Here is a 26903-nt window from a genome sequence, read left to right as displayed (position 1 = left end):
CCGATCGATGCACAGAGTTCTCGTCGTGGAGCACCACCCACTGGTGTTGAGTGCTCTCGCCGATCTCGTAGTCGAGGAGCCCGGACTGGAGCTATCCGGAATTGCAGGGTCGGCCCGAGAAGCAATTTCTCTGGCCAACCACATGCAGCCGGATGTGGTGCTGATCGACGTGGATGGGCCCAGCTGGCAAACGCAGCGGCTGGTCCGCCTGATCGGCGAACTCCTGCCGTCCGCGCGGATTGTCCGGCTGACCGCAGTCTCCGACCCGCAGATGGAATGTCTGGAATCTCCGACGAACAACCCCAGCATCCTCAAGACCGCAGTACCCGAATTCCTCAGGAGTATCACCGAATGAATTCCCCCATGGACCAGAACAACGCCCCGACCACCGAGACCAAGCGCACGCCGCGCTCGCAGCGTCTCCGCTTCGGTATCGCCGCGGCCGTCGTCGCTGCTGCTGCCGTGGGTGGCACTGTCACCGCTTTCGCTGTGAACAACACCGATGGCCAGTCGGCCACCACCACCTCCGCCGCCGAGGCCAAGGCCTCCGGTGCGGGCGCCGATGGTCCGCTGTCCACCAAGAAGAGCGAGATCGTGGACGCCAACGGCAAGAAGGTCGTCCTGACCGGTGTGAACTGGTTCGGTTTCGAGACCGGCACCTACGCGCCGCACGGCCTGTGGACCCGTAACTGGGAGTCCATGCTGGACCAGATGGCCAAGCAGGGCTTCAACACCATGCGCCTGCCGTACGCGAACGAGATGTTCAAGTCGTCTGCCAAGCCCAACGGCATCGACTGGCACAAGAACCCCGATCTGAAGGGTCTCACCCCCCAGCAGATCATGGACAAGATCGTGAAGGGTGCCACCGACCGCGGCATCCGCGTGATCCTGGACCAGCACCGTCCTGACCAGTACGGCCAGAGTGAGCTGTGGTACTCGCAGAGCCTCAGCGAGAAGCAGTGGATGGACGACTGGGTCAAGCTGGCCAAGCGCTACAAGAACAACGACCGGGTGATCGGCGCCGACCTCCACAATGAGCCGCGTGGCCAGGCCACGTGGGGCGACGGCAACCCGAAGACCGACTGGCAGCTTGCCGCCACCAAGGCCGGTAACGCCATCCACAAGGTCAACAAGAACTGGCTGATCTTCGTCGAGGGTACGGACCGCCACAAGAACGAGCAGTTCTGGTGGGGCGGTGACCTCCAGGGTGTGAAGAAGCACCCGGTGAAGCTCAAGGAGCCGAACAAGGTCGTCTACTCGGCCCACGACTACGGTCCGGGCGTCTACAACCAGAACTGGTTCATGGCGAAGGACTTCCCGAAGAACATGCCGGCCATCTGGGAGAAGCACTGGGCGTACATCAAGAAGCAGAACATCGCCCCGCTGCTGCTCGGCGAGTTCGGTGGTAAGAAGACCGCCGGTAAGAGCTCCGAGGCCGTGTGGCAGAACGCCCTGATGGACTACCTCAAGAAGCACCAGATCAGCTACACCTACTGGACCTGGAACCCGGACTCGGGTGACACCGGCGGTGTGCTGAAGAACGACTGGAAGACCATCGACCAGAACAAGATGAAGATGCTGGCCAAGTACCAGACGCCGCTTCTGGAGGCGAAGAAGGGGAAGTAACGTCGGAGTGACCCCTTCGGTACACCGCCGATGACCACCTGGAGGTCATAGGCAGTGGGCAGCAGCGAGGGCCCGCAGGCAGCCGCCTGCGGGCCCTCGTCTTTTTCCCGGCCGGAAGGGAAGCGGGGCGGACCCCCGGCGGGTTTCCCTCCCGGGCCGCGGACCGCGCCCGCGGACCGGCCCCCACCCCCAGGGAGGCCGATGATGAAGCCCCATCCGGCGACCGGCCGGCTCTTCTTCCCCTTGGTCGCGCTCGTCGTGATCGTGGCCGATCAGCTCAGCAAGGCCATGGCGCTGGCCGCCTGGAGCGGCACCGTGGGGCCACAGGCCCGGTTCGGGCCGTTCTGCGCGCTGCTGGTGCGCAACACCGGGGTGGCCTTCGGCCTGGGCCACAGCAGGCCCGCGCTGATCGTCGTGATCACGCTCGCGGGCGCGGTGGCCACGCTGGGTGCGGCCGGTGCGGGGCTGCGGGTTCGCGGCCGGGGCGCGGCGCTGGGTCTGGGGCTGATCGCCGGGGGAGCGATGGGGAACGGCGCCGACCGGATGATCCGGTCGCCGGGCCCGCTGCGCGGGGCCGTCATCGACTGGATCACGCTGGACGCCCGCGGGCCGGTGTTCAACCTCGCCGATGTGGCCCTGATCACCGGGACCCTGCTCACCGCGGCCCTGCTGCTGCGCAGAACCTCGCGTGAACGGGCGGTCGCGCTGCCCGGCGGGGGCGTGGGGCCCGACCCGATCGTCAGCCTCCGGCCTTGTGCACCGCGCCCTGATCCGCGTCCCGATCCGACCCCGGCACCCTCCCTGGGACCGGCTCCGGCTCCGCCTCCGTCGGCGCCGCCCCGGGCACCGTCTCCGTCCCCGGGACCGGCTCGGTCGGCGCCGCCTCCGTCCCCGACGCATGACCCTCCCGATCCGCGAGGACTGCCGCGAAGTCCCTGAGCCGGTCCAGCACGATCTCGTCGGTCGTCCCGCGGGCGGCCAGCGCCTCGCTGATGCGCTGGTAGACGGCGAGCTCCCGGGCGCAGCGGTGGCACTCGGCCACATGGGTCCGCACCCGGGCCGCGGCCGGCGCCTCCAGCTCCCCGTCCAGATACGACTGGAGCATCGGCGCGCCCAGGGGACACCGTGCGCTCCGGAGATCTCCGGTGGTCTGCCTGGTTCGAGTGGTGCGTGTGGTCCGCCACCATGTCCATCTGCTCATGCGCCACCTCGCTCCGATTCCACTCCCGCGGCCAGCAGCTGGTTCCGGATCCGCTTACGCGCCCGGTGCAGCCTGCTCATCACCGTTCCCTTGGGGACGTCCAGCACCTGTGCGGCCTCCGCGTACGACAGCCCGTCCACATGCACCAGCCGTACCACCTGCTGGTCCCGCAGCGGAAGCGCCGTGAACGCGGCGTCCACGGCCTCGTCGAACGTCGTGTCGACCACCAGTTCCTCCGGTGTCGCGTCCCGGGCGGGGACCAGCCGCTCCAGTTCCGTATCCGGATCGTCGAGCAGCCGGGGCCGGCGCTGGCGGCGTCGGCTGACCTCCGCGTGCCGCATGATCGTCAGCAGCCAGGCCCGTGGATGTCTCCCGTCAAAACGGCCGACTGCCCGGTACGCCCGTAGTAACGTGTCCTGCACGAGATCCTCGGCGTCGGCTCGCTGGGTGGTCAGTGACATGGCCACGCGCAGCAGCACCTCGACCTCGGGCAGCACATACTCAGCGAACATGCGCTGCTGATGGGCGTCCCGGTCAGCCACGGAGTGCCTCCTCGGATCCGGACCCCCCGGGGACGCGAAGCACGACATATCACACTCTGTGTAACATCTCGCTCACCGCGCCGCACGGGATGATCGGCGATCCGAGTGGCAGACCGGACGTTGAGGTAGGTCAGACGTAGCGGTGGCTCAGGCGTTGACGCCGCTCAGACGTTCAGGGAGACCAGGCGCTTTCCCTCGGCCGTACGGACCTCGAAGCGTTCGATGTCGGCACGCTTCATGCCCGCGCCGCCATGCGCCCACAGCGGATCTCTCGCCTCCGCCTTGGGGCTGTCCTCGATCCCGTATCCCCACTCGGGCACGGACCAGGTCATCATCGTCTGCTCGTGGCCGTCCTTGGAGATCGCGATCAGGCTGCAGTCCAGGGGACCCTTGAGGTTCTTCAGCCGCAGGACGGCGTCGGTGCCCCACATCTTGTTCTCCAGCGCGACCGCCGCGTTCACCTTGGTGTCCGGGTCGGTGCCCTGCACCTTGTCGGGCATCCCGGAGAAGAGGGCGCTCTCGTTGGGGGCGGCCGTCACGGAGCTGTCCGAGCCGCCGGAGGTGACCGCGATGGTGCCGACCGGACCACCGACGATCAGCACGGCCGCCGCCGCGACCAGGTACAGCCCGCGCCGCCGCCGCTTGGCGCGGAAGGTGGCGACCTCGCCGACCATGCGCTGGAGCAGCGCCGGACCGGGGCGCGCGGTGAGGGTCTCGATGGCGTTGGGAGTGGCGCTGAAGGCATGCGGCGTGTGGCCCGTGAGCTGGGTCCGCCCGGGGCTGCCGTGGATCCCGGGGATGTCGGCCGCCAGATCGGCCAGCAGGGGTTCCAGTCCGGTCAGCTCGTCGAGCTGCCGTCCGCACTGGTCGCAGCCGGCCAGATGCTCCTCGAAGTAGCTGGCCTCCGCCTCGTCGAGCACGCCGAGCACATACGCGCCAACGGCGTCGTGTCCCGAGTGGTGCGTCTGCGCTGTCATGCCGTTACTCCTCTCTCCTCGAGCGCGAGCTTCATCGAGCGCAGCGCGTAGAAGACCCGGGACCGTACCGTCCCGCTGGGTATGCCGAGGGTCTGGGCCGCCTCGTTGACGGTCCGGCCCTTGAAGTAGGTCTCGACCAGCACCTCGCGATGGGCGTCGCTGAGGTCCTGCATCGCGTCGGTCAGGGTCATGAGCCGCAGTGCACGGTCGATCTCGTCCTCCGCGGGCATGAGTTCCAACGGGGAGGGGTCGACCTCCTGCGGCCGGGCCTGCCGGCTGCGGTGTCCGTCGATCACGATCCGGCGGGCGACCGTGACCAGCCAGGGCCGGATGGAGCCGGTGGCCCGGGAGAGCTGGTCGGCGTTCCGCCAGGCCCGCACCAGGGTCTCCTGGACGACGTCCTCCGCGCGGTGACGGTCGCCCGCGACCAGCCGCAGGACGAACGCGAGCAATGGCCCGGCGTGCTCCTGGTAGAGCGCGCGCATGAGGTGTTCGTCCGGCGTACCACGCTGGGATCTTGACGGACGCTCATCGGCCACGGCGGCGTCGTCGTGCACCTGAACCTCCAGGACCTGACCTGAGTTGGACATCTACGGACGCTCCCGGTCTGAGCCCCGGGGGGGATCGGCGGCCATGTCGGCCTCTTCCCCCTTCACTACGCACGGGGGGAGGCAGCCGCTCAACGCGTCGCGAAGAAATTCCGATCAGGTGTCAGGGGCCCGGCGGGCCGGGGGTGGGTCCGGACGCGGGCGGGGTGGTCCGGATGCGGCCGGGGCGGTCAGGAGACCATCGCGTCCAGCAGCAGGGGCTGCACCTTGCCGTCGAGCATCGCGCCGAGCCCCTCGACCGCGCAGACGTCGGGGTGGTCGGCGATGTTCAGCGGCATACCGGTGGCCTCCCGCAGCATCGTGTCGAACCCGGGCAGCACCGCGCTTCCGCCGGCCAGCATGATGCCGCGGTCGGCGAGGTCGGCCACCAGATCGGGCGGACAGCGGCGCAGCACCGTGCCGATGGCGTCCAGCACTCCGGTGAGGGGAGTGCGGATGGCGCTCCGGACGCTCCCGACGTCGATCCGTACGGTCCGGGCGAGCCCCGTGGCCACGTCCCGGCCGTGCACCTCGGTGCTGGGCGCCGCCGGTGCGCCGTCCGCGCTGTTCTTGAGCAGCAACTGCAGCGGGCGGACGGCCTGGCTGGGCAGCATCAGCGCGTGCTCATTGCGCAGATACTGGACGACCGCGTGGTCCACGGTCTCCCCGCCCACCGGCACCCGCTCGGCGGCCACGATCGAGCCCAGCGACAGGACCGCGACCTGGGTGGTGGCCGCGCCGCACACCACGATCATCGTCGCCTCGGGCCGTTCCACCGGCAGACCGCAGCCCACGGCGGCGGCGATCAGGGTGTCCACCAGCTCGACCCGCTTGGCTCCGATACCGGTGAGCGTCTCCACGGCGGCGCGCCGGGCGAGCGGGTCGGCGTCGTGCTGCACGCAGACGGCCGCGCTCACCAGCGGGCGGCGCCGCCAGGCGCGCCGCAGCTTGTTGCCCAGCAGCAGCCGCAGCATCCGCTGGGCCATGTCGATGTCGACGACGGTGCCGCCCGAGACCGGCCGTACGACGCGGATGTGCTCGGGCGTCCGCCCGGTCATCCGCTCGGCCAGCGCGCCGACCGCGATCAGCCCGCCGGTGTGGGTGTTCACGGCGGCGACGGTCGGCTCGTCGACGATGAGCCCGGTACGCCTGAGGTAGACACGCGTCCTGGCCGCGCCGAGGTCGACGGCGATGGAGCAGCGGCGCAGTGCCTCGAGGCTGATGGTCATGGCAGGTCTCCCCTGTGGGCGGCGTGGCGGGCCGCCGCCCGGCGGCCCTCCGCTCTCATCGTGTGGGGACGATCACGGCCGCTGCCTGCGGGGCTGAGCCGGTCGGGGGAGCGACTGCCCCCTGGGCTCTGCGCGGTGGATCTTCGCGGGCCCGCGACGCCTCGCACGGCGCGCCCCCGGTTACGGCTGGACCACTGGGGCTGCACCCTGCATCGGATGCCGGACGCCCCGGGGCGTCAGCCGCTGATGCCGCAGGCGCGACGATTCACCGGACAGGACCTGGGCCGCCTACTTCGCGTCCGCGTAGCACTCCACCGCCGCCATCGTGAGGGGGAACCGCACCGGTGTCGGTCCGAAGGCGATCCGCCCGGCCGTCTCGCCCGCCTCGGCGATGGCCTCCCGGACCGTGTCGGCCTCCTCCTGGGGGCAGTGCACGATCACCTCGTCGTGCTGGAAGAAGACGATCTCCGCGCGCAGCCCCGCCCCGGTCAGCGACCGCCGCAGCGCGGCGAGCATCAGCAGGGCCCAGTCGGCGGCGCTGCCCTGCACCACGAAGTTCCGGGTGAACCGGCCCCGGGCGCGGGCGCTGGCCGTGCTGCCGTACGACGGCTCCTCCTGCTCCCGGGGCAGCCCCGCCTCGTCGGCCGGCTCCCCGGCGGCACCGCCCACGGGCGGGCAGGTGCGGCCGAGCCAGGTGCGCACCAGCCGGCCCTCCTCGCCCGCGCGGGCCGCATCGTCCACATACGCCACCGCCGCCGGGAAGCGCCGCCGCAGGGCGGCGAGATGCTTCAGGCCGTCGCCGGAGGTCTGGCCGTACACCGCGCCCAGCAGCGCCAGCTTGGCCAGCTCGCGGCGGCCGGAGAAGGCGCGGTCGGACAGCGTGGCGTACAGATCCCGGCCGCTGCCCGCGACCTCCATCAGCCCGGGGTCGCGGGAGATCGCGGCGAGCACCCGGGGCTCCATCTGGTCGGCGTCGGCCACCACCAGCCGCCACCCCGGATCGGCCACCACCGCGCGCCGCACCACCTTGGGGATCTGCAGCGCCCCGCCGCCGTTGGTGGTCCAGCGGCCGGAGACGGTGCCGCCGGGCAGGTACTCCGGGCGGAAGCGGCCGTCGCGCACCCAGGACTGGAGCCAGGCCCAGCCGTGGGCGGTATGAAGCCGGTACAGCTTCTTGTAGCGCAGCAGCGGCTCGACGGCGGGGTGGTCGATCCGCTCGAGCTCCCAGGCGCGGGTCGAGCCGAGCGCGATGCCCGCGCGGGTGAACGCCTTGACGACCTCGGCGGGCAGATCGGGCCGGACCCGGGCGCCGAAGGCGCGCGAGACCTCGTCGGCCAGCTCGACCAGGCGCTGCGGCTCCAGACCGCCCGGATAGCGCTCGCCGAGCAGCTCGTCCAGCAGCTCCCGGTGGCGGTCGGCGCTCCAGGGCACCCCGGCGCGCCGCATCTCGGCGGCGATCAGCATCCCCGCCGACTCGGCGGTGGTCAGCAGCCGCATCCGGTCCGGGTGCTCGGCCGCCTCCGTACGGACCAACTGCTCCGCGTACACCGCGAGCAGCGCTTCCAGCGGGTCGGCGCCCGGCGGCAGCGGCGGCGGACCGGGCTCGAACAGCGACGGCTGGCCGCCGGCCGCCCGGGGCGGCGGATCCTCGGGGACGGGCAGCCCGCGCAGCCGCGCCCAGGCGGCGGCGAGCGAACGCGGTGCGCCCGAGCGCCCCTCATGGCCGAGGAGCAGCGCCTCGGCCGCCTCGATGTCATAGGCCCGCTCGACCCGGACCCCGGTGGCCAGCAGCCGCGGATAGACCTCGGCGGTGGACCGCCACACCCACCGGTCGGCCTCAGGGCGGGATCGCACGGCCTCCGCGATCCCGCCCTGGGCCGCCGTGACCTCGACTACCGGCCCGGCGGCCTTTCCCTGGGGGTCGAGCGGGCAGAGACGAACACCCCCGTCGTCCGTCTCCGCCGCCGCCCACCTCATGCCCGTGAGTCTCGCAGGGGGGTCTGACAACGCTCCGGCACGAGGCCCGCTCAACCCGGAGGGGGACCCGCACGTCATACATGACGACTGCTCTTCTTCACTCCGGGCAGGAGATGCCGGGTGTCGGGTGATCATGTAGATACGCATGGTGCACGTGCATCTGCCGGTGCATCTACCTGCGCATACGCAGATGCATTTGCCCATGCGTTTGCAAAGGAACGCAGCTATGATCCGAGACAGTTGACAGCTGCACGCATGCACGAACAGTGGAGAAGCCCTGTGCGCGACCACCCCTACAACGGCATGGCGGCCGCGGACCTCCAGGGGGTCGTCTGGCAGAAGAGCAGACACAGCAACTCCCAGGGTTCCTGTGTCGAGTTCGCCAAACTGCCCGGTGGGAACGTGGCCGTCCGCAATTCCCGGTTCCCCGACGGACCGGCGCTGATCTACACCCCGGCCGAGGTCGAGGCGATGCTGCTCGGCGCCAAGGACGGCGAGTTCGACCACCTTGCGCGCGATTCGGCCGGTATGGGCTGATCGCCGCGGACGCGCGACACTGGTAGTGGCGAGCGGGGGCACCCGACTGATGTGAGACGGCGATGAACGGCTCGGTCCGGGTCGGACATGTACTCGGGGTTCCACTGCGGATGCACTGGAGCGTCCCGGTGCTGATCGTCCTGCTCGCTTACGGGCTCGGCCACCAGACGCTGCCCGCGTGGACCCCCGGCCGCACCGGCACCGTCTACGCCCTCGCCAGCATCGTCGGCGCCGTGCTGCTGATGGGCAGCCTGCTGCTGCACGAGGCCGCGCACGCGGTCGCCGCCCGCCGTAAGGGCGTCTCGGTGGAGGACGTGACGCTGTGGGCGCTTGGCGGCATGACCAAGATGGGACGGCCCCGCACCGCCGGGGTCGCGTTCTGGGTGGCCGTCATCGGGCCGCTCACCAGCCTGGTCATCGGCGGTGTCACCCTCGGCGCGGGGATCGGGTTGCACACGCTCACCGGATGGGGGGTGCCGACCGCCGTTCTGATCTGGCTGGGCTGGGCCAATCTGCTGCTGGGCGTCTTCAATCTGCTGCCGGCCGCGCCGCTGGACGGCGGCCGGGTGGTGCAGGCGGCGATCTGGTGGCGCACCGGGGACCGGGAGCGCGCCGACCGGGCGGCGGGGCGCGGCGGCCAGATCCTCGGCATGGCGCTCATCGCCATCGGCTGGATCTCCTTCCTGCGCGGGAACACCGGCGGGCTGTGGCTCTCGCTCATCGGCCTCTTCATGGTGATCATCGCCAACGCGGAGCGGCAGCGGGCCGGAGTCAATACGGCGCTGCGCGGGGTGCGGGTGGCGGACGCGATGTCGGCGCCGGTCGCCGCCGGGGCCGACTGGCTGACCGTGGGGCGGTTCATCGACGACGTGGCGGCCCACTCCCGGCATTCGGTGATGCCGCTGCTGGACTTCGAGGGACAGCTCAGCGGGGCCGTCCGGCTGCGCGCGCTCGCGGCGGTGCCGACCGAGGCCCGGGAGACCCAGCGGGTGCGCGATGTGGCGACGCCGCTGTCGCGGTGCACCGTGGCCGAGCCCGGTGAGCTGCTGAGCGAGGTGCTGGAGCGGGCGCGGCCGGGTGGCGGCGGTATGCCGGTGCTGGTGGTGGACCACGGGCAGCTCGAGGGGATCATCACGATGCACGATGTGAACCGGCTCTTCCAGCTTCACGGCCTGGGCATCACCACGGCCCCGCCGGAGTCCACCCGCCCCTGACCGCCTCTGCGGAGGAGGGGGCGCGTGCGCTCAGGTGTGGGGGAGGCTTACGCAGGGGGGAGATGGAAGACGGCCCAGACGATCTTGCCGCGCGGGGTGCCCGGCAGCGGCTGCCAGCCCCAGCCGTCCGTGAAGGACTCCACGAGATGGAGCCCGCGCCCGGATTCCTCGCCGCAGCCCGCCTCGCCGGCCACCGGGCCCGCCTCACTGGGGTCGCGTACGGCGCACACCAGCCGTGAGGGGCCGCGCATCAGATGGAGCCGCACCGACCGCTCCGGCTCACCGGCCGTCGCCGCGGTGCCGGGCAGGGCGTGCCGCAGCGCGTTGGTGACCAGTTCGGAGACGACGAGCGCCACTTCGTCGAGAAGTTCGGGGATGTTCCACTGCCGCAAGGTGGAGCCGGTGAACTGCCGGGCCCCCTTGACCGCCTCGAAGCGGGCGGGAAGTACGCAGGAGACGGATCCGGAGACGGCGGAGGGATCGATCGCGGTAAGCCCTTGCCACAAGGGTTCCAGCAGGGCCGAACCTTCGCTCCCCATGCGAGCACTCCTGCATCCGTGGCCGTGACGAACTCTGGCCAGATTTCGTACCAGCTAGCACGTGCGCACAGCCTATGGTTCCGAATGCGCACGTCAGATGCAAGGGCAAATGCACGTGCACGCACATCAGTTGGTCCGAAACGCTCGGTTTTAGTCGGATATCTGACTCCGTACACTGACGTACAACCTCGGGCTGAGTAACGACACGCCTACGGCGCGGAGCCCGAACAGTGGCAGACTTCACCCTCAGAGGCTGCGGGGGCGCCGTTCGCAAGGATGCTTTCCGTACAGGGAGGATCGCGGAAATGGCCGCAGGCGAGTCGAGTGGATCGGTCGTGCGCCGTATCCTCCTGGGCTCTCAGCTCAGACGGTTGCGCGAGGCTCGCGGCATCACCCGCGAGGCGGCGGGCTATTCGATCCGGGCCTCCGAATCCAAGATCAGCCGCATGGAGTTGGGCCGGGTGGGCTTCAAGGCGCGGGATATCGAGGATCTGCTCACGCTGTACGGAGTCACCGACGACGCGGAGCGCGCGGCACTGCTCGGGCTCGTCCGCGAGGCCAATGTCGCCGGGTGGTGGCACAGTTACGGCGATGTGCTGCCCGGCTGGTTCCAGACCTATGTCGGCCTGGAGGGCGCCGCCTCCCATATCGCCTGCTACGAGGTCCAGTTCGTGCACGGTCTGCTGCAGACCGAGGGCTACGCCCACGCCGTGGTCACCCGCGGCCAGCCCCAGGCGTGCACCGAGGAGGTCGAGCGGCGGGTGGCGCTGCGCCTCGAGCGGCAGAAACTGCTGGTCTCCGAGCGCGCCCCGGCGTTCCATGCGGTGCTGGACGAGGCCGCGCTGCACCGCCCCTACGGCGGGCGCGGCGTGATGTCCGCCCAGCTGCGCCATCTGATCACGGTCTCCGAGTATCGACACGTGACGCTCCAGGTGATGCCGTTCGCCTTCGGCGGGCACGCGGGGGAGAGCGGGGCGTTCACCCGGCTGCGCTTCCCGGAGTCCGACCTCCCCGACATCGTCTATCTGGAACAGCTCACCAGCGCGCTCTATCTGGACAAGCGCGATGAGGTCTCCCAGTACGAGCGGGTGCTGGAGCGGCTCAGCGCGGACAGCCTCTCTCCGGAGAAGAGCCGGGATTTGCTCCGAGGGCTCCTTCACGACGCCTGACCCGTCAGTAGGATGACGTTCAGTCAGGAATACCCCCCACCCGTGCGCGGCTGTCGGAGCGCGGCACCGCGTCCTGCAGATAGGGATGGCATGTCCTACTTCTCCGAGTTGGCCCTTCAGTTCATCGACGGCGAGTGGCGCGGCGGAAGCGGTTCCTGGGACATCGTCGACTTCAACCCCTACAACGGGGAGAAGCTGGCCTCCATCACCGTGGCGACCGTCGAGGAGGTGGACCTGGCCTACCGGGCGGCCGAGCGGGCGCAGCCGGGGTGGGGCGGCACCAACCCCTATGCCCGGCGGGCGGTCTTCGAGCGGGCACTGCGGATCATCGAGGACCGTGAGAAGGAGCTCACTGAGACGATCATCGCGGAGTGCGGCGGCACCCATGTGAAGGCGGGCTTCGAGCTGCATCTCGCCAAGGAGTTCCTGCGGGAGGCGGTCCAATTGGCACTGCGGCCCGAGGGCCGCATCCTGCCGTCGCCGGTCGACGGCAAGGAGAACCGCCTCTACCGGCTGCCGGTGGGCGTGGTCGGCGTCATCAGCCCCTTCAACTTCCCCTTCCTGCTGTCGCTGAAGTCGGTCGCCCCCGCGCTGGCGCTCGGCAACGCCGTCGTCCTCAAGCCGCACCAGAACACCCCGGTCTGCGGCGGTGGCCTGGTCGCCAAGATCTTCGAGGAGGCCGGGCTGCCCGCCGGGCTGCTCAATGTCGTGGTCACCGACATAGCGGAGATCGGCGACGCCCTGATCGAGCACCCCGTACCGAAGGTGATCTCCTTCACCGGCTCCGACAAGGTCGGCCGGCATGTCGCCACCGTGGCCGCCTCCCACTTCAAGCGCACCGTCCTGGAGCTGGGCGGTAACAGCGCGCTGGTCGTGCTCGACGACGCCGACCTGGACTACGCGGTCGACGCGGCCGTCTTCAGCCGCTTCGTCCACCAGGGGCAGGTCTGCATGGCGGCCAACCGGGTGCTGGTGGACCGGGCGGTGGAGCGGGAGTTCACCGAGAAGTTCGTGGCCAAGGTGGAGACGCTGAAGGTGGGCGACCCGGGCGATCCCACCACCCACATCGGCCCGCTGATCAACGAGGGCCAGGCCGAGGCGATCGCCTCGCTCGTCGAGCAGACGATCGCCGATGGCGCCACCGCGCTGGTGCGGGGGCGCACCGAGGGCACCCTGATGGGGCCGACCGTGCTCAGCGGGGTCCCGGAGGGCGCGGCGATCCTCGGGCAGGAGATCTTCGGCCCGGTGGTGACGCTGATTCCGTTCGACGGCGACGAGGAGGCCGTCCGGATCGCCAACGACACGGACTACGGGCTCAGCGGGGCCGTGCACACCGGGGACATCGAGCGCGGGGTGCGGTTCGCCCAGCAGGTCCACACCGGCATGATCCATGTGAACGACAGCACGGTCCACGACGAGCCGATCGTGCCGTTCGGCGGGGAGAAGCACTCCGGTCTCGGACGGCTCAACGGGGAATCGATGATCGAGGACTTCACCACCACCAAGTGGATCTCCATCCAGCACGGCCGGAGCCAGTTCCCGTTCTGAGCCGGGGACGAAAACGCGCGCCGACACGCGGACAGAAGCTGACCGCAAGCCTTCCTAACGTGGGGTTCATCGAAGGGCGCCGGACCCGGGCGCCCTCCAGATGAGAGGCGGCAGCCATGCCCGTGATCGTGAACCCCGAGGCATGTAACGACGAGCGCGGTGCGCTGCTCGCGTACCTGGACGCGCAGCGCGGCGGCATCCGGCGCTCGGTGCACGGCCTGACCGAGGAGCAGGCCCGCAGCACCCCCAGCGCGAGCGCGCTCTCGCTGGCCGGGGTGCTCAAGCACGCGGCCACGGGCGAACGCGGCTGGCTGCGCGTCCTCCAGGGCAAGGTGGGGGACCCCAAGGACATGATGGGCGAGTGGGAGCACACCTTCGAGCCCACCGAGGACGAGACGGTGGAGGCGATGCTCGCCCTGTACGACGAGGTGGCGCGCGAGACCGACGAGGCGGTGCGGGCCCTGCCGTCGCTGGACACGACCTTCGAGGCTCTCCGGCTCCCCTGGGACGAGGGCGGCACCCGCACTTGGCGCTGGGCCATCCTCCATCTGATCGAGGAGCTCGCCCGGCACGCCGGTCACGCCGACATCATCCGCGAGACGATCGACGGCAAGGGCGCCTTCGACCTGGTCTTCGAGACCGGGGCGATGCCGGAGCCGGACTGGTCGATCCTGGAGGGGTGATCCGCCGGACCCGGCGATGGCCAGGGGCGCCCCGGATCATGCCGGGCCCCGCGAGCGCGGCATGATCCGGGAGACACCCTCTAGCCTGGTCACGGCGGGGCCGGGACCAGGATGGAGAAGAGCGGGCGATGTCAGCGATCCGGTTGCTGGTGCTGGGGGCCGTGCGCCAGCACGGGCGGGCGCACGGCTATCAGGTCCGTAACGACCTGGAGTTCTGGGGTGCGCATGAGTGGTCCAACGCCAAACCCGGCTCGATTTACCACGCCCTCAAACAGATGGCCAAACAGGGCCTGATGCGCGCGCACGACGTCGCGCCGAGCACGGTCGGCGGGCCGCCGCGGACCGAGTACGAGCTGACCGAGGTGGGCGAGGAGGAGTACTTCCGGCTGCTGCGGGATGCGTTGCTGCGCCATGACCAGAAGATCGACGAGCTGACGGCCGGGGTGGGTTTCATCGTCGATCTGCCCCGAGCCGAGGCGATCGCCCTGCTGAAGCAGCGGGTGGCGGCGCTGGAGGAGTGGCGGGCCGAGGTGACCCGGCACTGGACGCCGCCGGACGGCACCCCCGACGAGTGGGGCCATATCGGCGAGATCATGAAGTTCTGGGTGCACTCCGCGGACAGCGGCGCGGAGTGGACCCGTGGGCTGATCGAGCGGCTCGAGGGCGGGGCGTATGTGATGGCGGGCGAGGGGGAGCGCTCGGTGGAGGTGCTGCCGGACGGCGTCCCCAACCCGTTCGCCGTGCCCGACGCGGACTGAGAAAGGCCACGCCGCTGCCGGGTGCCCGGCGGGTCACACCCCCACCGGTCGTCGCCGGTTGCGGATACGGTGCATGTATGGGGAACGACAGGTCGGGCACGGGGGCGGAGACGGTGAGCGGGCCCGGATACGCCCTGCTGCTCGCCGCCGGTCCGGCCGGCAGACAGCGACTGATGGACGCGGCCGCCGCGCTGCCTCAGCTGGCCGCCGTATCGCCGGCGGCGCTGCTTGGCACGCCCGGCGGCGCCAGCGTCGTCCAACTCGTGGACCCGGCCGATCCGCAGACCGTGCTGACGCATCTGCGCACCGCCGCCGCGCATCCCGGTCCGGTGCTGGTCCATCTCGCGGGCCAGCTCACCCTCGACGCCAAACAGCGGCTGCCGCATCTGGCGTTGGCCCGTACGACGCCGAGGACCGCCCGCTATACGGCGCTGCCCTGGCACTGGCTGGCGGCCGAGCTCGGCCGGAGGCCCCCGGGCAGCACCGTCGTGGTCGCCGATCTGGTGGCCGACGAGACGGCGTGGCCGCCGCTGAGGGCCGCCGGGCCGTCCGGACTCGCGGCGGGGCTGACGCTGTACGGCACGGTGGCGCCCGCCCCGCCCAAGCGGGGAGCCCCGCCCAAGCGGGGGATGGCGACGCCGGACTACAGCCGGGCGTTCGCCGGGCTGCTGCGGGGCGCCGCGGAGCGCCCGCCGCTCGCGCTGCTGCACCAGCGGGCCGCGATGGAGGCCGGGTTGGGCAGCGGCCCCGAACTGCTGCTGGACGGCGCCGGGCCGGGTGAGGCGTACGCGGTCCCGGATGCCGCTCCTGGCCCGGAGGTCGCCGGATGGGCCGGGCAGACCGGGTCGGCTGGGGCAGCCGGGCCGGTGGCGGTCACGCCGCCGCGCATGCCGCCGGGCCCTCCCGAATCGTTCCTCTCCGCCGATCCCCGACCGGCGCCACCATCACTGCGCCCGCCCCAGCCGACGCACGCCCCCCTGCCCCCGCCGCCCAGGCGGGCGCCTGTGGCCGATCCGCTCGCCGCCACGCACGCGGCGATATTCGAGGCGGCCAATTCGGGCCGGCACAGCGAGGCGGCCTCGATGGCGGCCTTCTGGGAACAGGAGGCCCTCCGGGCGGCCGGTCCCCGTTCGGATGAGGCGATCCACTGGCTGGAGGTCCGCGCCGATCTCTCCCGTATCGCCGGGGACCCGGCCCGCGCCTGTGAGCTGTGGCTCGCGGTGGCCGACGCGCGGCTGGGCAATGGGGAGCCGGTCGGCCACCCCGAGGTCGAGGGGGCCGTGGACCGGGCGCACCACCAGTGGCAGTTCGTCCAGGACCGGGCCAGGGCCGGCGCCCTCGCCCTGCCGCTGATGGAGCTGCGGAGCAGGGTGCCCGGCCGCAAGCCCGGCGCGCTGGAGGCGGTCCGGCGCCGGGCCGAGCTGCTCCGGGCCCCGGCCCGCACGCGCTGACCGCCGTCGTTCCCAGGACCGGAGACACCGGGCTCAGTGGTGGAACGCCTTGGCGGTCTTCCCCGTGGGCGCGGGCTGCGACCGCAGCTCCGGCAGCAGTGACTCCAGGTCGTTCAGGAAGAGATCGGCGAGGTCCTCCGAGAAGCCGTTGCGGCACACCACTCGCAGCACGGACAGGTCCTCCCGGTTGGGCGGGAAGGCGTACGCGGGCACCAGCCAGCCGCGTTCGCGCAGCCGCCGCGAGACGTCGTAGACATCGAAGGTGCCGACCCCCTCCGCCGTGGTGAACGCGAACACCGGGAGCTGATCGCCGCGGCTCAGCATGGTGAAGTCCCCGAACGCCTCGATCCGCTCGGCGAGCGAGCGCGCCACATCGCGGGTGTTCTGCTGGACGGCGCGGAAGCCCTCCCGGCCCAGGCGGACAAAGGTGTAGTACTGGGCGGCCACCTGGGCGCCGGGGCGGGAGAAGTTGAGCGAGAACGTCGGCATGTCGCCGCCCAGGTAGTCGACGCGGAAGACCAGGTCCTCGGGCAGCGCGTCCGACGTTCGCCACAGCGCCCACCCCACCCCGGGGTAGACCAGGCCGTACTTGTGCCCCGAGGTGTTGATGGAGGCGACCCGCGGCAACTGGAAGTCCCACACCAGGTCCTGGTCGAGAAACGGCGCGACCATCGCGCCCGAGGCGCCGTCCACATGCACCGGGATGTCCAGGCCCGTGCGCTCCTGGAGGTCGTCCAGCGCCCGGCACACCTCGGCGACGGGTTCGTAGGAGCCGTCGAAGGTGGACCCCAGGATCGTCACGACCCCGATGGTGTTCTCGTCGCACAGATCGGCGGCGGCCTGGGGGTCGAGGTGGAACCGGTCGCCCTCCATGGGCACCTGGCGCGCCTCCACCTCCCAGAAGTTGCAGAACTTCTCCCAGCACACCTGGACATTGGTTCCCATGATCAGGTTGGGGCGGGCGGTCGCCGGATAGCTCACCGGGTTCCGCTGGGCCCAGCGCCGCTTGAAGGCCATTCCGGCCAGCATGCACGCCTCGCTCGACCCCGTGGTGGAGCAGCCCACGACCGTGTCCGGGTCGGGTGCGTGCCACAGATGGGCGAGCATCACCACGCACCGCCGCTCCAGTTCGGCGGTGCGTGGGTACTCATCCTTGTCGATCATGTTCTTGTCGCGGCAGTCGGACATCAGCCTGCCCGCCTGCGGCTCCATCCACGTGGTGACGAAGGTGGCGAGATTCTGGCGGGCGTTGCCGTCCAGCATCAGCTCGTCATGGACGAACTGATACGCGGTCGTGGCCGCCATCGGCTCGTCCGGGAGGCGGCGGCGTGGGGGTTTGCCGGTCATGCCGCTGACCGGATTGGCCTCGCCGTAGAGCGGATTGATGGAGAATCCGGGGCGTTCTTCCCTGTCGCGTCGGTCGCGAGTGCCTTTATGAAGAGCCATCTTCGTTAAATTAGGGGCATACCAGGCATAAGTCCTGATCCCGCGCCGCGCCCCCGCGCCCCGCCCTCGCTACCCCGCGCTGCTGAGCGACAGCTTCGCCGCGAAGCCCAGGAACGCCGCGCCCGCGGCTGCCGAGAGCCCCGCCCTCAGCCGTCGGCGCCGCCGGAAGGTGGCCGCCAGATACGTACCGCTGAAGATCAGCACCGACAGATAGGTGATGCTGAATAGCTGTGCCCAGGCGCCCAGCGTCAGGAAGGACAGCGCGGGATGGGCGTAGTCCGGATCCACGAATTGCACGAAGAAAGAGATGAAGAAGAGGATCGCCTTCGGGTTCAGCAGGCTGATGACCAGGGCCCTGCGGTACGGGCGCTCGCCCTCGGCGGACCCCTTGGCCGCGTCCGCCGACTCCGTGGAAGCATCCGCCGACTCCATGGCCGCGTCCGCGGCCCCGTCCGCGCTCCCCGTCCGGCGGCGCCACAGTGCCCGCGCCCCGCGCAGCATGCCCACCGCCAGCCAGGTCAGATAGCCCGCGCCCGCGAACTTGACCACCGCGAAGAGCACCGGGCTGGCGTTCAGCAGCGAGGCCACCCCGCCCGCCGACAGCGCCATCAGCACGGTGTCGCCGCACAGCACCCCGGCTGCCGCCCGATAGCCGGTACGGGGGCCGCGGCGGGCCGCGACCGACACCACATACAGCGAATTGGGGCCCGGCAGCAGGATGATCAGCGCCAGACCGGCCAGATAGGTCGAAAGATCGGTTATCCCCAGCACAGTCGGCAGGATGACAGCCGCCCGCCGCGCCGCCCAGCGGGTTTCGCCATCCGGACTTGCACCTCACGCGACGTAAGGGCGCACCGTGGAACCCGTACCGAACTGAAGGAGAGCGGACCAGGCCATGAGCTACTCCGTGGGACAGGTCGCGGGCTTCGCCGGCGTCACGGTGCGCACGCTGCACCACTACGACGAGATCGGGCTGCTGCGCCCCGGCGCCCGCAGCACGGCCGGGCACCGGCGTTACGACGACGCCGACCTCGACCGGCTGCAGCGGATCCTGTTCTACCGGGAGCTGGGCTTTCCGCTCGAAGAGGTGGCGGTGCTGCTCGACGACCCGGATGTCGATCCGCAGGCCCACCTGCGGCGTCAGCACCGGCTGCTGACCGACCGGATCGAGCGGCTGCGGAAGATGGCCGCCGCCGTCGAACAGGCCATGGAGGCGCGGAAGATGGGCATCAACCTGACCCCCGAGGAGAAGTTCGAGGTCTTCGGGGACTTCGACCCGGACGAGCACCAGGAGGAGGTCGAGCAGCGCTGGGGGAACACTGAGGCGTACCGGGAGTCCCAGCGCAGGGCCGCCTCGTACACCAAGGAGGACTGGAAGCGGATCCAGGAGGAGGCGGACGAACTCAGCAACCGCTTCCTCGCGCTGATGGGCGCGGGCACCCCGCCGACGTCCGAGGCGGCGATGGACCTCGCCGAGGAGCACCGGCAGGGGATCAGCCGGAACCACTACGAATGCGGCCATGAGATGCACGCCTGTCTGGGCCGGATGTACGTCTCGGATCACCGCTTCACGGAGAACATCGACAAGGCCGGGCCGGGGCTGGCCGGCTACCTCCGGGACGCGATCCTCGCCAACGCGGAGCGGCACCACTAGGGCCTGGGGGCATCCCGGAGGGTGGGGCCGAGGGCGGGCGTCCTGGGCGGTGGGAACCAAGGGCAGGCACACGGCGTTGATAGCTTTGGGCGGCACACTGCGAAGAACGCTTCGGCTCCGCCCCGACCCTGCGGCCGGGCCTCGCACGAGCCTGCTTCCCTCGACCCAGGAGCCTCCCACCCGTGAACACCCTCGCGCTCGGCCCTCAGTGGCTGGACCCGGACTATCTGATCGAAACCTTCGGTCTGCTCGGCGTTCTGGCCATCGTTTTCGCGGAGTCCGGTCTGCTCATCGGCTTCTTCCTGCCGGGCGACTCGCTGCTCTTCACCACCGGCCTGCTGGTCACCACCGATGTGATCAAGCAGGATCTGTGGCTGGTGTGCGTGGCGGTCGCGGTCGCGGCGATCGTCGGTGACCAGGTCGGCTATCTCTTCGGCCGGAAGGTGGGGCCGTCGCTGTTCCGGCGCCCCGACTCCAAGCTCTTCAAACAGGAGAACGTGGAGAAGGCGCATGAGTTCTTCGAGAAGCACGGGCCGAAGTCGCTGATCCTCGCCCGCTTCGTGCCCATCGTGCGGACGTTCACGCCGATCATCGCGGGCGTGAGCCGGATGAACTACCGCTCGTTCATCATCTTCAACATCATCGGCGGCGTGCTGTGGGGCACCGGCGTCACCCTGCTGGGCGCGGCGCTCGGGAAGGTCGACTTCGTCCATGAGCACATCGAGCTGATGCTGATCGCGATCGTGCTGCTGTCGATCATCCCGATCGTGATCGAGTTCCTCCGGGCCCGCGGCAAGGCGAAGAAGGAGGCCGCCGCGGAGCCGGATCCGCAGGGCCCGGCCTCGGGTGCCCCCTCCCAGGGGCCGCGCGGGCGCCACGCCAAGCGCTGACGCCGAGCGCCGGGGCCGCCCCGGCGTCGCCCGCCGCCGTGGCGCTCCCCGTCACCCGGCGTCTCCCGTCTCGCCTGTACCTCGTTCACCTGCGTTCACGTCCGTCACAGACACCCGCCCCCACTCCCCATCGGCGGTCACCGCCCCGCACAATGGGCTCCGGTGGCCGCCGATGCTGCATCCTTGGCTGCTGGGAACCGTACGGGGAGGGCTGGTGAGGAGCGAGGAGACGTGAGGTCGGACCGTCAGCAGACGCCGCGCGGTGCGAGCGCGGTGGACACGGACACGGGGGAGAACCAGAAGCCCCAGTCCGACGAGGCGCACAGCGCCTTCACCCCTCCCCTCGGCATACCCCTGCCGCCTCCGCCCGAGGACGAGCACCCGACATCGGAGTTCGCCGTCCCCGGCGGGCTGACGGCGGAAGCCCCCGTTGAACCCGAGGGCTCGGCCTTCGTGCCGCCCCCCGGGGTGAAAACCCCGCAGAACAACCAGACCACCGGCGGCTTCCCCGCCATCACCCCGCCGAACGGCTTCCCCGTCGTCCGGCTGACCAAGGACGCCCCCTGGCAGGACCGGATGCGCACGATGCTGCGCATGCCGGTCAGCGAGCGCCCGACGCCCGAGCGCGTCGAGCAGCAGGACGAGACCGGGCCGGCCGTGCCGCGTGTGCTCGATCTCACCCTCCGCATCGCCGAGCTGCTGCTCGCGGGCGGCGAGGGGGCCGAGGACGTCGAGGCGGCGATGCTCGGCGTGGCGCACGCGTACGGGCTCGACCGCTGCGAGCCGACCGTCACCTTCACCCTGCTGTCGGTCAGCTACCAGCCCTCGCTGGTGGACGACCCGGTCACCGCCAGCCGGACCGTGCGGCGCCGCGGCACCGACTACACCCGGCTGTCCGCGGTCTTCCGGCTGGTGGACGACATCACCTCGCAGGAGGAGTTCACGCTGGAGGAGGCGTACCGGCGGCTCGCCGAGATACGCCGTAACCGCCACCCCTACCCCGGCTGGGCGCTCACCGTGGCGGGCGGAGGACTGGCCGGCGCGGCGAGCATGCTGGTCGGCGGTGACTGGCCGGTCTTCTTCGCGGCGGCCATCGGCGCGATGCTCGGTGACCGGCTGGCGTGGCTGGCCTCGGGGCGCGGGCTTCCGGAGTTCTACCAGTTCGTGGCCGCGGCGATGCCGCCCGCCGCGATGGGCGTGGCGCTCAGCCTCATGAACTCCGGACTCCAGGCGTCCGCCGTGATCACCGGTGGGCTGTTCGCACTGATCCCGGGGCGGGCGCTGGTCGCGGGCGTCCAGGACGGTCTGACCGGCTACTACATCACCGCGGCGGCCCGCCTGCTGGAGGTCGGCTATCTGATCGTGGGCATCGTGTGCGGGGTGCTCACGGTGCTCTACGGGGGCGTCCAGCTCGACGCCAAGCTGAACCCGGAGGCGGCGCTGCGCCATGTGGAGCGGCCGGTGATCCAGATCCTGGCGGCGATGCTGCTCGCGCTGACCTTCTGCATCCTGCTCCAGCAGGAACGTCACACCGTGCTGTTCGCCACGCTCAACGGTGGGGTCGCCTGGGTGGTCTACGGCGCGCTGGCCGACACCGCCGACATCCCGCCGGTGGCCGCCACGACCGTGGCCGCCGGGTTGGTCGGCCTCTTCGGCCAGTTGCTCTCGCGCTATCGGTACGCCTCGGCGCTGCCGTACGTCACGGCGGCGATTGGGCCCCTGCTGCCCGGTAGCGCGACCTACTTCGGGCTGCTCGCCCTGGCCCAGGGCAACCTGGACCGCGGCATTCCGTTCCTCACCCAGGCGGCGGCGCTGGCCCTCGCGATCGCCATAGGGGTGAACCTGGGAGGCGAGGCCGCGCGCCTCTTCCTGAAGACCCCCGGCGCCACCGCCGACCCCTCCGACCGCCGCGCCGCCAAGCGCACGAGGGGCTTCTGACGGGGGCCGCGCTCGCCTGGGCCCGCGCCCGTCCTGGCCGCGCCCGCTTGGGGCCGCCGCCCGGGGCCCGGAAACGCCGGAGGGCGGGACACCCACAGGGTGTCCCGCCCTCTCGCGTGGTCAGGGCTCAGTGGCCGCCGGCGGCCTCGAGGCGCTTGATGGACGCCTCCACCTCGGCCTCGGCCTCGGCGCGGCCCACCCAGTTGGCCCCTTCGACCGACTTGCCCGGCTCAAGGTCCTTGTAGACCTCGAAGAAGTGCTGGATTTCCAGGCGGTCGAACTCCGAAACGTGGTGAATATCACGCAGGTGCTCCACCCGGGGGTCGGAGGCCGGTACGCAAAGCAGCTTGTCATCGCCGCCCGCCTCGTCCGTCATCCTGAACATGCCGATGGCACGGCACTTGATCAGGCAGCCGGGGAACGTCGGCTCGTCGAGAATGACCAGTGCGTCCAGCGGATCGCCGTCCTCGCCGAGGGTGTTCTCGACGAAGCCGTAGTCCGCGGGGTAGCTGGTCGACGTGAAGAGTCGCCGGTCAAGACGGATGCGACCCGTCTCGTGGTCCACCTCGTACTTGTTCCGCGAACCCTTCGGGATCTCGATGGTGACGTCGAACTCCACGGGTGGCTCCTCCATGATCAACACATACGTCTGGTGATTAAGTGTCCCCCACGCAGGTGTGTGGTGGCGAAAGGGGCTGGTCGGTCGTGCCTGAAGCCCGATCGTGGCAGGTCAGGGAGTGGCTGAGTCACCGGCTGAGCCGTGGGCGACGCGAGTTCGACCGCGCGCGCGGTCGTGGGCTGCGCGAATGGGACCGCGTGCGCGCCCGTATCCGGCGCGAATGGCGGCGCACGCCCCGGGAGCAGCAGCGGACCTGGCAGTTGGTGACGGTCTCCGCCGCGACCGGTCTGGTGGTCGCCGTGGTGTCGGTGCTCGTGGCCGGGCCCTGGGACGGCGGACAGCGGACGGCCGAACGCGCCCGCGCCACCGAGGACCGGGCCCCGGGCGATGGGCGTGACGGCGGTCCGGGGCGGCCCGCGCCCAGCGCCTCGCCCGTGCTGGCCGCGCTCGGCGCGCGCCCCGCGCCCCGGTCGCCGGACAGCGGTGGGGACGCCGTGCCGCCGCCCACCGGGGCGGGGCTCGCCGACACGCTCGAACCGCTGCTGGAGGATTCCGCGTTGGGCGATGAGCGCTCGGTGGCGGTGATGGACGTGACCACCGGTCAGCAGGTGTTCGGCAGCAAGGCGGGTACGGCCACGGTCCCCGCCTCGACGATCAAGCTCGCGACCGGTGCCGCGGCCCTCTCCGCCCTCGGCCCGGACCACCGCATCAGGACCAGCGTCGTGGCGGGCGCGGGCAAGAACGACCTCGTGCTGGTCGGCGGCGGCGACCCCACACTCACCGCGCGGGCCATCAAGGGGGACGACCACCCCGCCGCACTCCGCCAGTTGGCCGACGCCACCGCCCGCGCCCTCAAGAAGCGCGGCACGGGCCCCTACCGGCTCGGCTACGACACGTCGCTCTACTCCGGGTCGAAGCTCCACCCGATCGGCCCCAACGAGAACCTCTCGCCCGTCGTCCCCCTGATGGCCGACGAGGGCCGTAAGGACGACAGCGACCATGGCCCGGCCCCGCGCGCCGAGGATCCGGCCGCCGACGCGGCCGGCACCTTCGCGTCGATGCTGCGCGACCGCGGTGTCGAGGTGAAGGGCGAGCCCGGCTCGCGCAAGGCCGCCAAGGGCGCCCGTACGGTGGCCTCCGTCCGCTCCCAGCCGCTGTCCTCGCTCGTCGAGCGGATGCTGACCAACAGCGACAACGACATCGCGGAGGCCCTGTCCCGGCAGACCGCCCTCGCGGCCGGCAAGCCCGCCAGCTTCGCGGGCGGGGCGAAGGCCGTGACCCAGCGGCTGCGCAAGCTCGGGCTGCCGCTGAGCGGTGCCCGGATCGCGGACGGCAGCGGGCTCGACCGCGCCGACCATGTGTCCGCCGGGCTGCTCGCCCAGGTGCTGGTGCGCGCCGCCGACCGCGACCATCCCCAACTGCGGTCGCTGCTCACCGGGCTGCCGGTGGCCGGTTTCAGCGGCACCCTGCGCACCCGCTACGCCCAGGACGGGGTCGGCCGGGGCGTGGTCCGCGCCAAGACCGGCACCCTCACCGGGGTCAACAGCCTCGCGGGCTCGGTCGTGGACGCGGACGGCCGGCTGCTGGTCTTCGCGTTCATGACCAACGGCACCACCGACGCCGACGGCGCCCAGCGCGCCCTGGACCGGATGGCCTCGGCCCTCGCCAACTGCGGCTGCCGCTGAGCGCGAGGGCGACCCGACCCGCACGCGGGGGCGGCCGTGCCACCGTGGCCGCCGTAAGGCCACGAGGGTGACCCGGACGCGGGGTGGCCGCCTGTGCGGACCCCGGTGTCCTCCCGGATGGGGCGCGGGCCACGTACCGTGAAGCCATGACGAGCATCGGTGGTGTGGAGATGGTCGACTGGAATCTCGCGGTCGCGACCGCGACCCGGCTGGTACGCCCCGGGCCCGAGGTGAGTCGCGACGAGGCGCGTGCCGTCGTCGCGGAGCTGCGGCGGCACGCCAAGTCCTCGGAGGAGCACGTCCGCGCGTTCACCCGGATGGCCGTCTCCGGCGGCCCGGCCTCGGACACCCCCGTCCTCGTCGTGGACCGCGCGGGCTGGATCAAGGCCAATGTGGCGGGCTTCCGGCAGATCCTCAAACCGCTGCTCGGCAAGATGCAGGACCGGCGCGGCGGACTGCCCGGCGGGGCCGTGCTGGGCGCGGTCGGCGGCAAGGTGACCGGGGTCGAGCTGGGGATGCTGCTGTCCTTCCTCGCCTCCCGGGTGCTCGGCCAGTACGAGACCTTCGCGCCCGCGACCCGCGAGTTGCCCGGCTCCCCGGGCGGCGGCCGACTGCTGCTGGTGGCGCCCAACATCGTCCACGTGGAGCGCGAACTCGACGTGGCCCCGCACGACTTCCGGCTGTGGGTCTCGCTGCACGAGGAGACCCACCGCACCCAGTTCACCGCCGTGCCGTGGCTGCGCGACCACATCGAGTCCGAGATCCAGGCGTTCCTCGGCGAGACCGACGTGGACCCGGCCACCCTGCTGGAGCGGGTCCGCGAGGCATTCCAGTCGCTGAGCGGCGGCGGCCGTCCCGGTGACGACGGGGACGAGGAGGACGGGCGCGGCGCGCCCAGCATCATCGAGCTGGTCCAGACCCCCTCCCAGCGGGAGATCCTGGCCCGGCTGACCGCGGTGATGTCGCTGCTGGAGGGCCACGCCGACTACGTCATGGACGGGGTGGGGCCGGAGGTCGTGCCGTCCGTCGCGGAGATCCGGGAGAAGTTCCAGAAGCGCCGGGCGAGCGGCGCGGGCCGGCTCGACCAGGCGCTGCGCAAGCTGCTGGGGCTCGACGCCAAGCTGCGGCAGTACCGTGACGGTGAGCGATTCGTCCGGGCCGTGGCGAACGAGGTCGGCATGGACGGTTTCAACCGTGTCTGGACCTCGCCCAACACCCTTCCGACCAAGGCGGAGATCAGCAAACCCGCCGAGTGGGTCGCGCGGGTGCACCGCAAGGCGGAGTCCTAGAACCGGCACACTCCCGGCACACGCGGAAACGGACGAACGCCCCCTTTAATCACTCGTCCGAGGGACCGTTGGCGACGGGTAGGCGTGCGATGCTCGGGGAACAGCTCGCTTCTGTCACCATCGACATACGCAGCGTGACGAAAAGCTGCGTAACTCCTCGCACCCCCCGAGGCACTCCCTCGAATGACAGATGGGAAACGGACATGGGTCCCCATCCAGCGGTCGCCGCGATACGCCTCGCGGTCCGCCGCGTCCTCCACGACGTCCTCGTCGCCCACTCGGCCTCGTCCTCCTGCTCGCCCTCCGCCGCCTCTTCGCCTTCGACGCGTTCGGCCCCCGCCCCCCGCGGTTCCGCCCCGCGCGACGACGCCCCCCTCGTACTCGCCGCCTGCTCGGGCGGCGCCGACTCCATGGCGCTCGCCTCCGCCCTCGCCTTCGAGGCCCCGCGGGCCGGCCTGCGGGCCGGCGGGGTCACCGTCGACCACGGCCTGCAGCAGGGCTCCGACGCCCGCGCCGTCGAGGTCGCCGACCGGATGCGGGCGCTGGGCCTGGCGCCGGTCGAGGCGATCGCCGTGTCCGTCGGCCGCGGCGGCGGCCCCGAGGCCGCCGCCCGGGACGCCCGCTACGCCGCGCTGGACGGCGCCGCCGAGCGCCACGGCGCCACCGCCGTGCTGCTCGGCCACACCCGTGACGACCAGGCCGAGACGGTTCTGCTGGGCCTCGCCCGCGGCTCCGGCACCCGCTCGCTGTCCGGCATGGCCTGGGTCTCCGGGGCCGACGGCCGCTACCGCCGCCCCTTCCTCCAACTGGACCGGCATACGGTCCGCGAGGCGTGCCTGGCCCAGTCGCTGCCCGTCTGGGACGACCCGCACAACGTGGACCCGTCCTACACCCGCTCCCGGGTCCGCCACGAGGCACTGCCCATCCTGGAGAAGGCGCTGGGCAAGGGCGTCGTCGAGGCGCTCGCCCGCACCGCCCAGCTCTCCCGTGACGACGCCGACGCCCTCGATGCCTGGGCCGCCCGCGCCGAGGCCGATGTGATGACCACCGCACCGGCGGCGGCCGGTGGCGCGCAGGCCGTGCATCTCGACACCGTCGGCCTGCACGGACTGCCCACCGCCGTCCGCCGCCGGGTGCTGCGCCGCGCCGCCATCGCCGCGGGCGCGCCGGCCGGTTCGCTCTTCGCCCGCCACATCGAAGAAGTGGACCGGCTGATCACCGGCTGGCGGGGGCAGCGGGCCATCAACCTCCCCGGCCGCGTCGAGGTCCGCCGTGAGGGTGGCAGACTGGTCATCCGGCAGGGCTGATCCGCCCGAGCCAGATGAGCCGGTACGTCGAGCGAAA

25 protein-coding genes and 1 pseudogene are annotated in these 26903 nt (G+C 71.3%); 16 read left to right on the top strand and 10 right to left on the bottom strand.

All coding sequences use genetic code 11. The features are described from left to right. Positions 1-7 precede the first annotated feature (7 nt). The 3 genes from CGL27_RS22935 (at position 8) to CGL27_RS52180 (ending at position 2565) form a co-directional block, all read left to right on the top strand. The gene (locus CGL27_RS22935; protein ID WP_119989686.1) at positions 8-355 is read left to right on the top strand and encodes a response regulator; all 348 of its coding nucleotides are present in this window, start codon (positions 8-10) and stop codon (positions 353-355) included. Then, positions 352-1626: a glycoside hydrolase family 5 protein gene (locus tag CGL27_RS22930; protein WP_119989684.1), complete on the top strand. Its 1275-nt coding sequence runs from the start codon at positions 352-354 to the stop codon at positions 1624-1626. The genes CGL27_RS22935 and CGL27_RS22930 overlap by 4 nt, the downstream gene beginning before the upstream one ends. Before the next feature lie 204 nt (positions 1627-1830). Continuing rightward, a complete protein-coding gene (locus CGL27_RS52180; protein ID WP_162953046.1) occupies positions 1831-2565 on the top strand; it encodes a signal peptidase II in 735 nt (244 codons plus the stop codon). A gap of 91 nt (positions 2566-2656) precedes the next feature. Here the strand turns inward: CGL27_RS52180 and CGL27_RS53200 are convergent. The 6 genes and pseudogenes from CGL27_RS53200 to CGL27_RS22895 form a co-directional block, all read right to left on the bottom strand. Further along, positions 2657-2731: pseudogene (locus CGL27_RS53200) on the bottom strand (zf-HC2 domain-containing protein); the annotation flags it as partial. 92 nt (positions 2732-2823) lie between these two features. Beyond that, on the bottom strand, positions 2824-3369 hold the full coding sequence (locus tag CGL27_RS22915) for an RNA polymerase sigma factor (protein WP_014061682.1): 546 nt from the start codon (positions 3367-3369) through the stop codon (positions 2824-2826). A gap of 164 nt (positions 3370-3533) precedes the next feature. Next, positions 3534-4346, bottom strand: a complete 813-nt coding sequence (locus CGL27_RS22910; protein WP_119989680.1) for a zf-HC2 domain-containing protein — start codon at positions 4344-4346, stop codon at positions 3534-3536. After that, positions 4343-4936 carry a sigma-70 family RNA polymerase sigma factor gene (locus CGL27_RS22905; protein WP_078642199.1) on the bottom strand — a complete coding sequence of 198 codons (594 nt, stop codon included), beginning with the start codon at positions 4934-4936 and terminating at the stop codon, positions 4343-4345. The genes CGL27_RS22910 and CGL27_RS22905 overlap by 4 nt, the downstream gene beginning before the upstream one ends. A 188-nt stretch (positions 4937-5124) precedes the next feature. Further along, on the bottom strand, positions 5125-6162 hold the full coding sequence (locus CGL27_RS22900; RefSeq protein WP_119989678.1) for a rod shape-determining protein: 1038 nt from the start codon (positions 6160-6162) through the stop codon (positions 5125-5127). Between the two features lie 288 nt (positions 6163-6450). Continuing rightward, entirely contained in the window at positions 6451-8139 is a 1689-nt protein-coding gene (locus tag CGL27_RS22895) for a bifunctional 3'-5' exonuclease/DNA polymerase (RefSeq protein WP_119989677.1), read from the bottom strand. 303 nt (positions 8140-8442) lie between these two features. On the opposite strand from CGL27_RS22895, the gene CGL27_RS22890 reads away from it, so the two are divergent. Then, entirely contained in the window at positions 8443-8676 is a 234-nt protein-coding gene (locus CGL27_RS22890) for a DUF397 domain-containing protein (RefSeq protein ID WP_228054110.1), read from the top strand. Between the two features lie 62 nt (positions 8677-8738). Continuing rightward, complete coding sequence (locus CGL27_RS22885; RefSeq protein ID WP_119989675.1) at positions 8739-9890, top strand: site-2 protease family protein; 1152 nt, start codon at positions 8739-8741, stop codon at positions 9888-9890. A 47-nt stretch (positions 9891-9937) separates the two neighbouring features. Here CGL27_RS22885 and CGL27_RS22880 read toward each other — a convergent pair whose 3' ends face one another. After that, positions 9938-10429, bottom strand: a complete 492-nt coding sequence (locus tag CGL27_RS22880; protein ID WP_203348474.1) for an ATP-binding protein — start codon at positions 10427-10429, stop codon at positions 9938-9940. Between the two features lie 305 nt (positions 10430-10734). Here CGL27_RS22880 and CGL27_RS22875 point away from each other — a divergent pair, with 305 nt between their 5' ends. From CGL27_RS22875 to CGL27_RS22855, 5 genes are all read left to right on the top strand, one after another. Then, positions 10735-11598, top strand: a complete 864-nt coding sequence (locus CGL27_RS22875; RefSeq protein ID WP_119989674.1) for a helix-turn-helix transcriptional regulator — start codon at positions 10735-10737, stop codon at positions 11596-11598. Between the two features lie 90 nt (positions 11599-11688). Next, a complete protein-coding gene (locus CGL27_RS22870) occupies positions 11689-13146 on the top strand; it encodes an aldehyde dehydrogenase family protein (protein WP_078642193.1) in 1458 nt (485 codons plus the stop codon). Between the two features lie 116 nt (positions 13147-13262). Next, positions 13263-13829 carry a DinB family protein gene (locus CGL27_RS22865; protein ID WP_078642192.1) on the top strand — a complete coding sequence of 189 codons (567 nt, stop codon included), beginning with the start codon at positions 13263-13265 and terminating at the stop codon, positions 13827-13829. 128 nt (positions 13830-13957) lie between these two features. After that, positions 13958-14587 carry a PadR family transcriptional regulator gene (locus CGL27_RS22860; protein ID WP_078642191.1) on the top strand — a complete coding sequence of 210 codons (630 nt, stop codon included), beginning with the start codon at positions 13958-13960 and terminating at the stop codon, positions 14585-14587. Positions 14588-14664: 77 nt separating this feature from the next. Next, positions 14665-16038, top strand: a complete 1374-nt coding sequence (locus CGL27_RS22855) for a hypothetical protein (RefSeq protein WP_119989672.1) — start codon at positions 14665-14667, stop codon at positions 16036-16038. 33 nt (positions 16039-16071) lie between these two features. Here CGL27_RS22855 and CGL27_RS22850 read toward each other — a convergent pair whose 3' ends face one another. Together CGL27_RS22850 and leuE are read right to left on the bottom strand one after the other, a co-directional pair. Further along, on the bottom strand, positions 16072-17484 hold the full coding sequence (locus tag CGL27_RS22850; RefSeq protein ID WP_119989670.1) for a glutamate decarboxylase: 1413 nt from the start codon (positions 17482-17484) through the stop codon (positions 16072-16074). A 69-nt stretch (positions 17485-17553) separates the two neighbouring features. Continuing rightward, entirely contained in the window at positions 17554-18255 is a 702-nt protein-coding gene (gene leuE / locus CGL27_RS22845; RefSeq protein ID WP_119989668.1) for a leucine efflux protein LeuE, read from the bottom strand. 124 nt (positions 18256-18379) lie between these two features. Between leuE and CGL27_RS22840 the strand changes: the two genes are divergently transcribed. The 3 genes from CGL27_RS22840 to CGL27_RS22830 all read left to right on the top strand — a co-directional run bounded on the left by CGL27_RS22840 (position 18380) and on the right by CGL27_RS22830 (position 21966). Next, positions 18380-19138 carry a MerR family transcriptional regulator gene (locus tag CGL27_RS22840; protein WP_078642187.1) on the top strand — a complete coding sequence of 253 codons (759 nt, stop codon included), beginning with the start codon at positions 18380-18382 and terminating at the stop codon, positions 19136-19138. A 182-nt stretch (positions 19139-19320) separates the two neighbouring features. After that, positions 19321-20028 carry a VTT domain-containing protein gene (locus CGL27_RS22835; protein WP_078642186.1) on the top strand — a complete coding sequence of 236 codons (708 nt, stop codon included), beginning with the start codon at positions 19321-19323 and terminating at the stop codon, positions 20026-20028. A 231-nt stretch (positions 20029-20259) separates the two neighbouring features. Then, complete coding sequence (locus CGL27_RS22830) at positions 20260-21966, top strand: threonine/serine exporter family protein (RefSeq protein WP_078642185.1); 1707 nt, start codon at positions 20260-20262, stop codon at positions 21964-21966. A 127-nt stretch (positions 21967-22093) separates the two neighbouring features. Here CGL27_RS22830 and CGL27_RS22825 read toward each other — a convergent pair whose 3' ends face one another. Next, positions 22094-22585, bottom strand: coding sequence for an inorganic diphosphatase (locus CGL27_RS22825; protein WP_014061662.1), 492 nt, complete (start codon positions 22583-22585; stop codon positions 22094-22096). Between the two features lie 86 nt (positions 22586-22671). Here CGL27_RS22825 and dacB point away from each other — a divergent pair, with 86 nt between their 5' ends. The 3 genes from dacB (at position 22672) to tilS (ending at position 26866) form a co-directional block, all read left to right on the top strand. Further along, positions 22672-24270 (top strand): D-alanyl-D-alanine carboxypeptidase/D-alanyl-D-alanine-endopeptidase, encoded by a 1599-nt coding sequence (gene dacB, locus CGL27_RS22820; RefSeq protein WP_119989667.1) that lies wholly within the window; start codon positions 22672-22674, stop codon positions 24268-24270. A 146-nt stretch (positions 24271-24416) separates the two neighbouring features. Continuing rightward, positions 24417-25559 carry a zinc-dependent metalloprotease gene (locus CGL27_RS22815; protein ID WP_119994506.1) on the top strand — a complete coding sequence of 381 codons (1143 nt, stop codon included), beginning with the start codon at positions 24417-24419 and terminating at the stop codon, positions 25557-25559. 203 nt (positions 25560-25762) lie between these two features. Further along, positions 25763-26866 (top strand): tRNA lysidine(34) synthetase TilS, encoded by a 1104-nt coding sequence (gene tilS, locus CGL27_RS22810; protein WP_119989665.1) that lies wholly within the window; start codon positions 25763-25765, stop codon positions 26864-26866. The last annotated feature ends 37 nt before the right edge of the window (positions 26867-26903 follow it).

It is taken from the genome of Streptomyces sp. 11-1-2 (assembly GCF_003595545.1).
Taxonomy (GTDB): domain Bacteria; phylum Actinomycetota; class Actinomycetes; order Streptomycetales; family Streptomycetaceae; genus Streptomyces; species Streptomyces hygroscopicus_B.
This window is presented reverse-complemented; position numbering and strand designations above follow the sequence as displayed.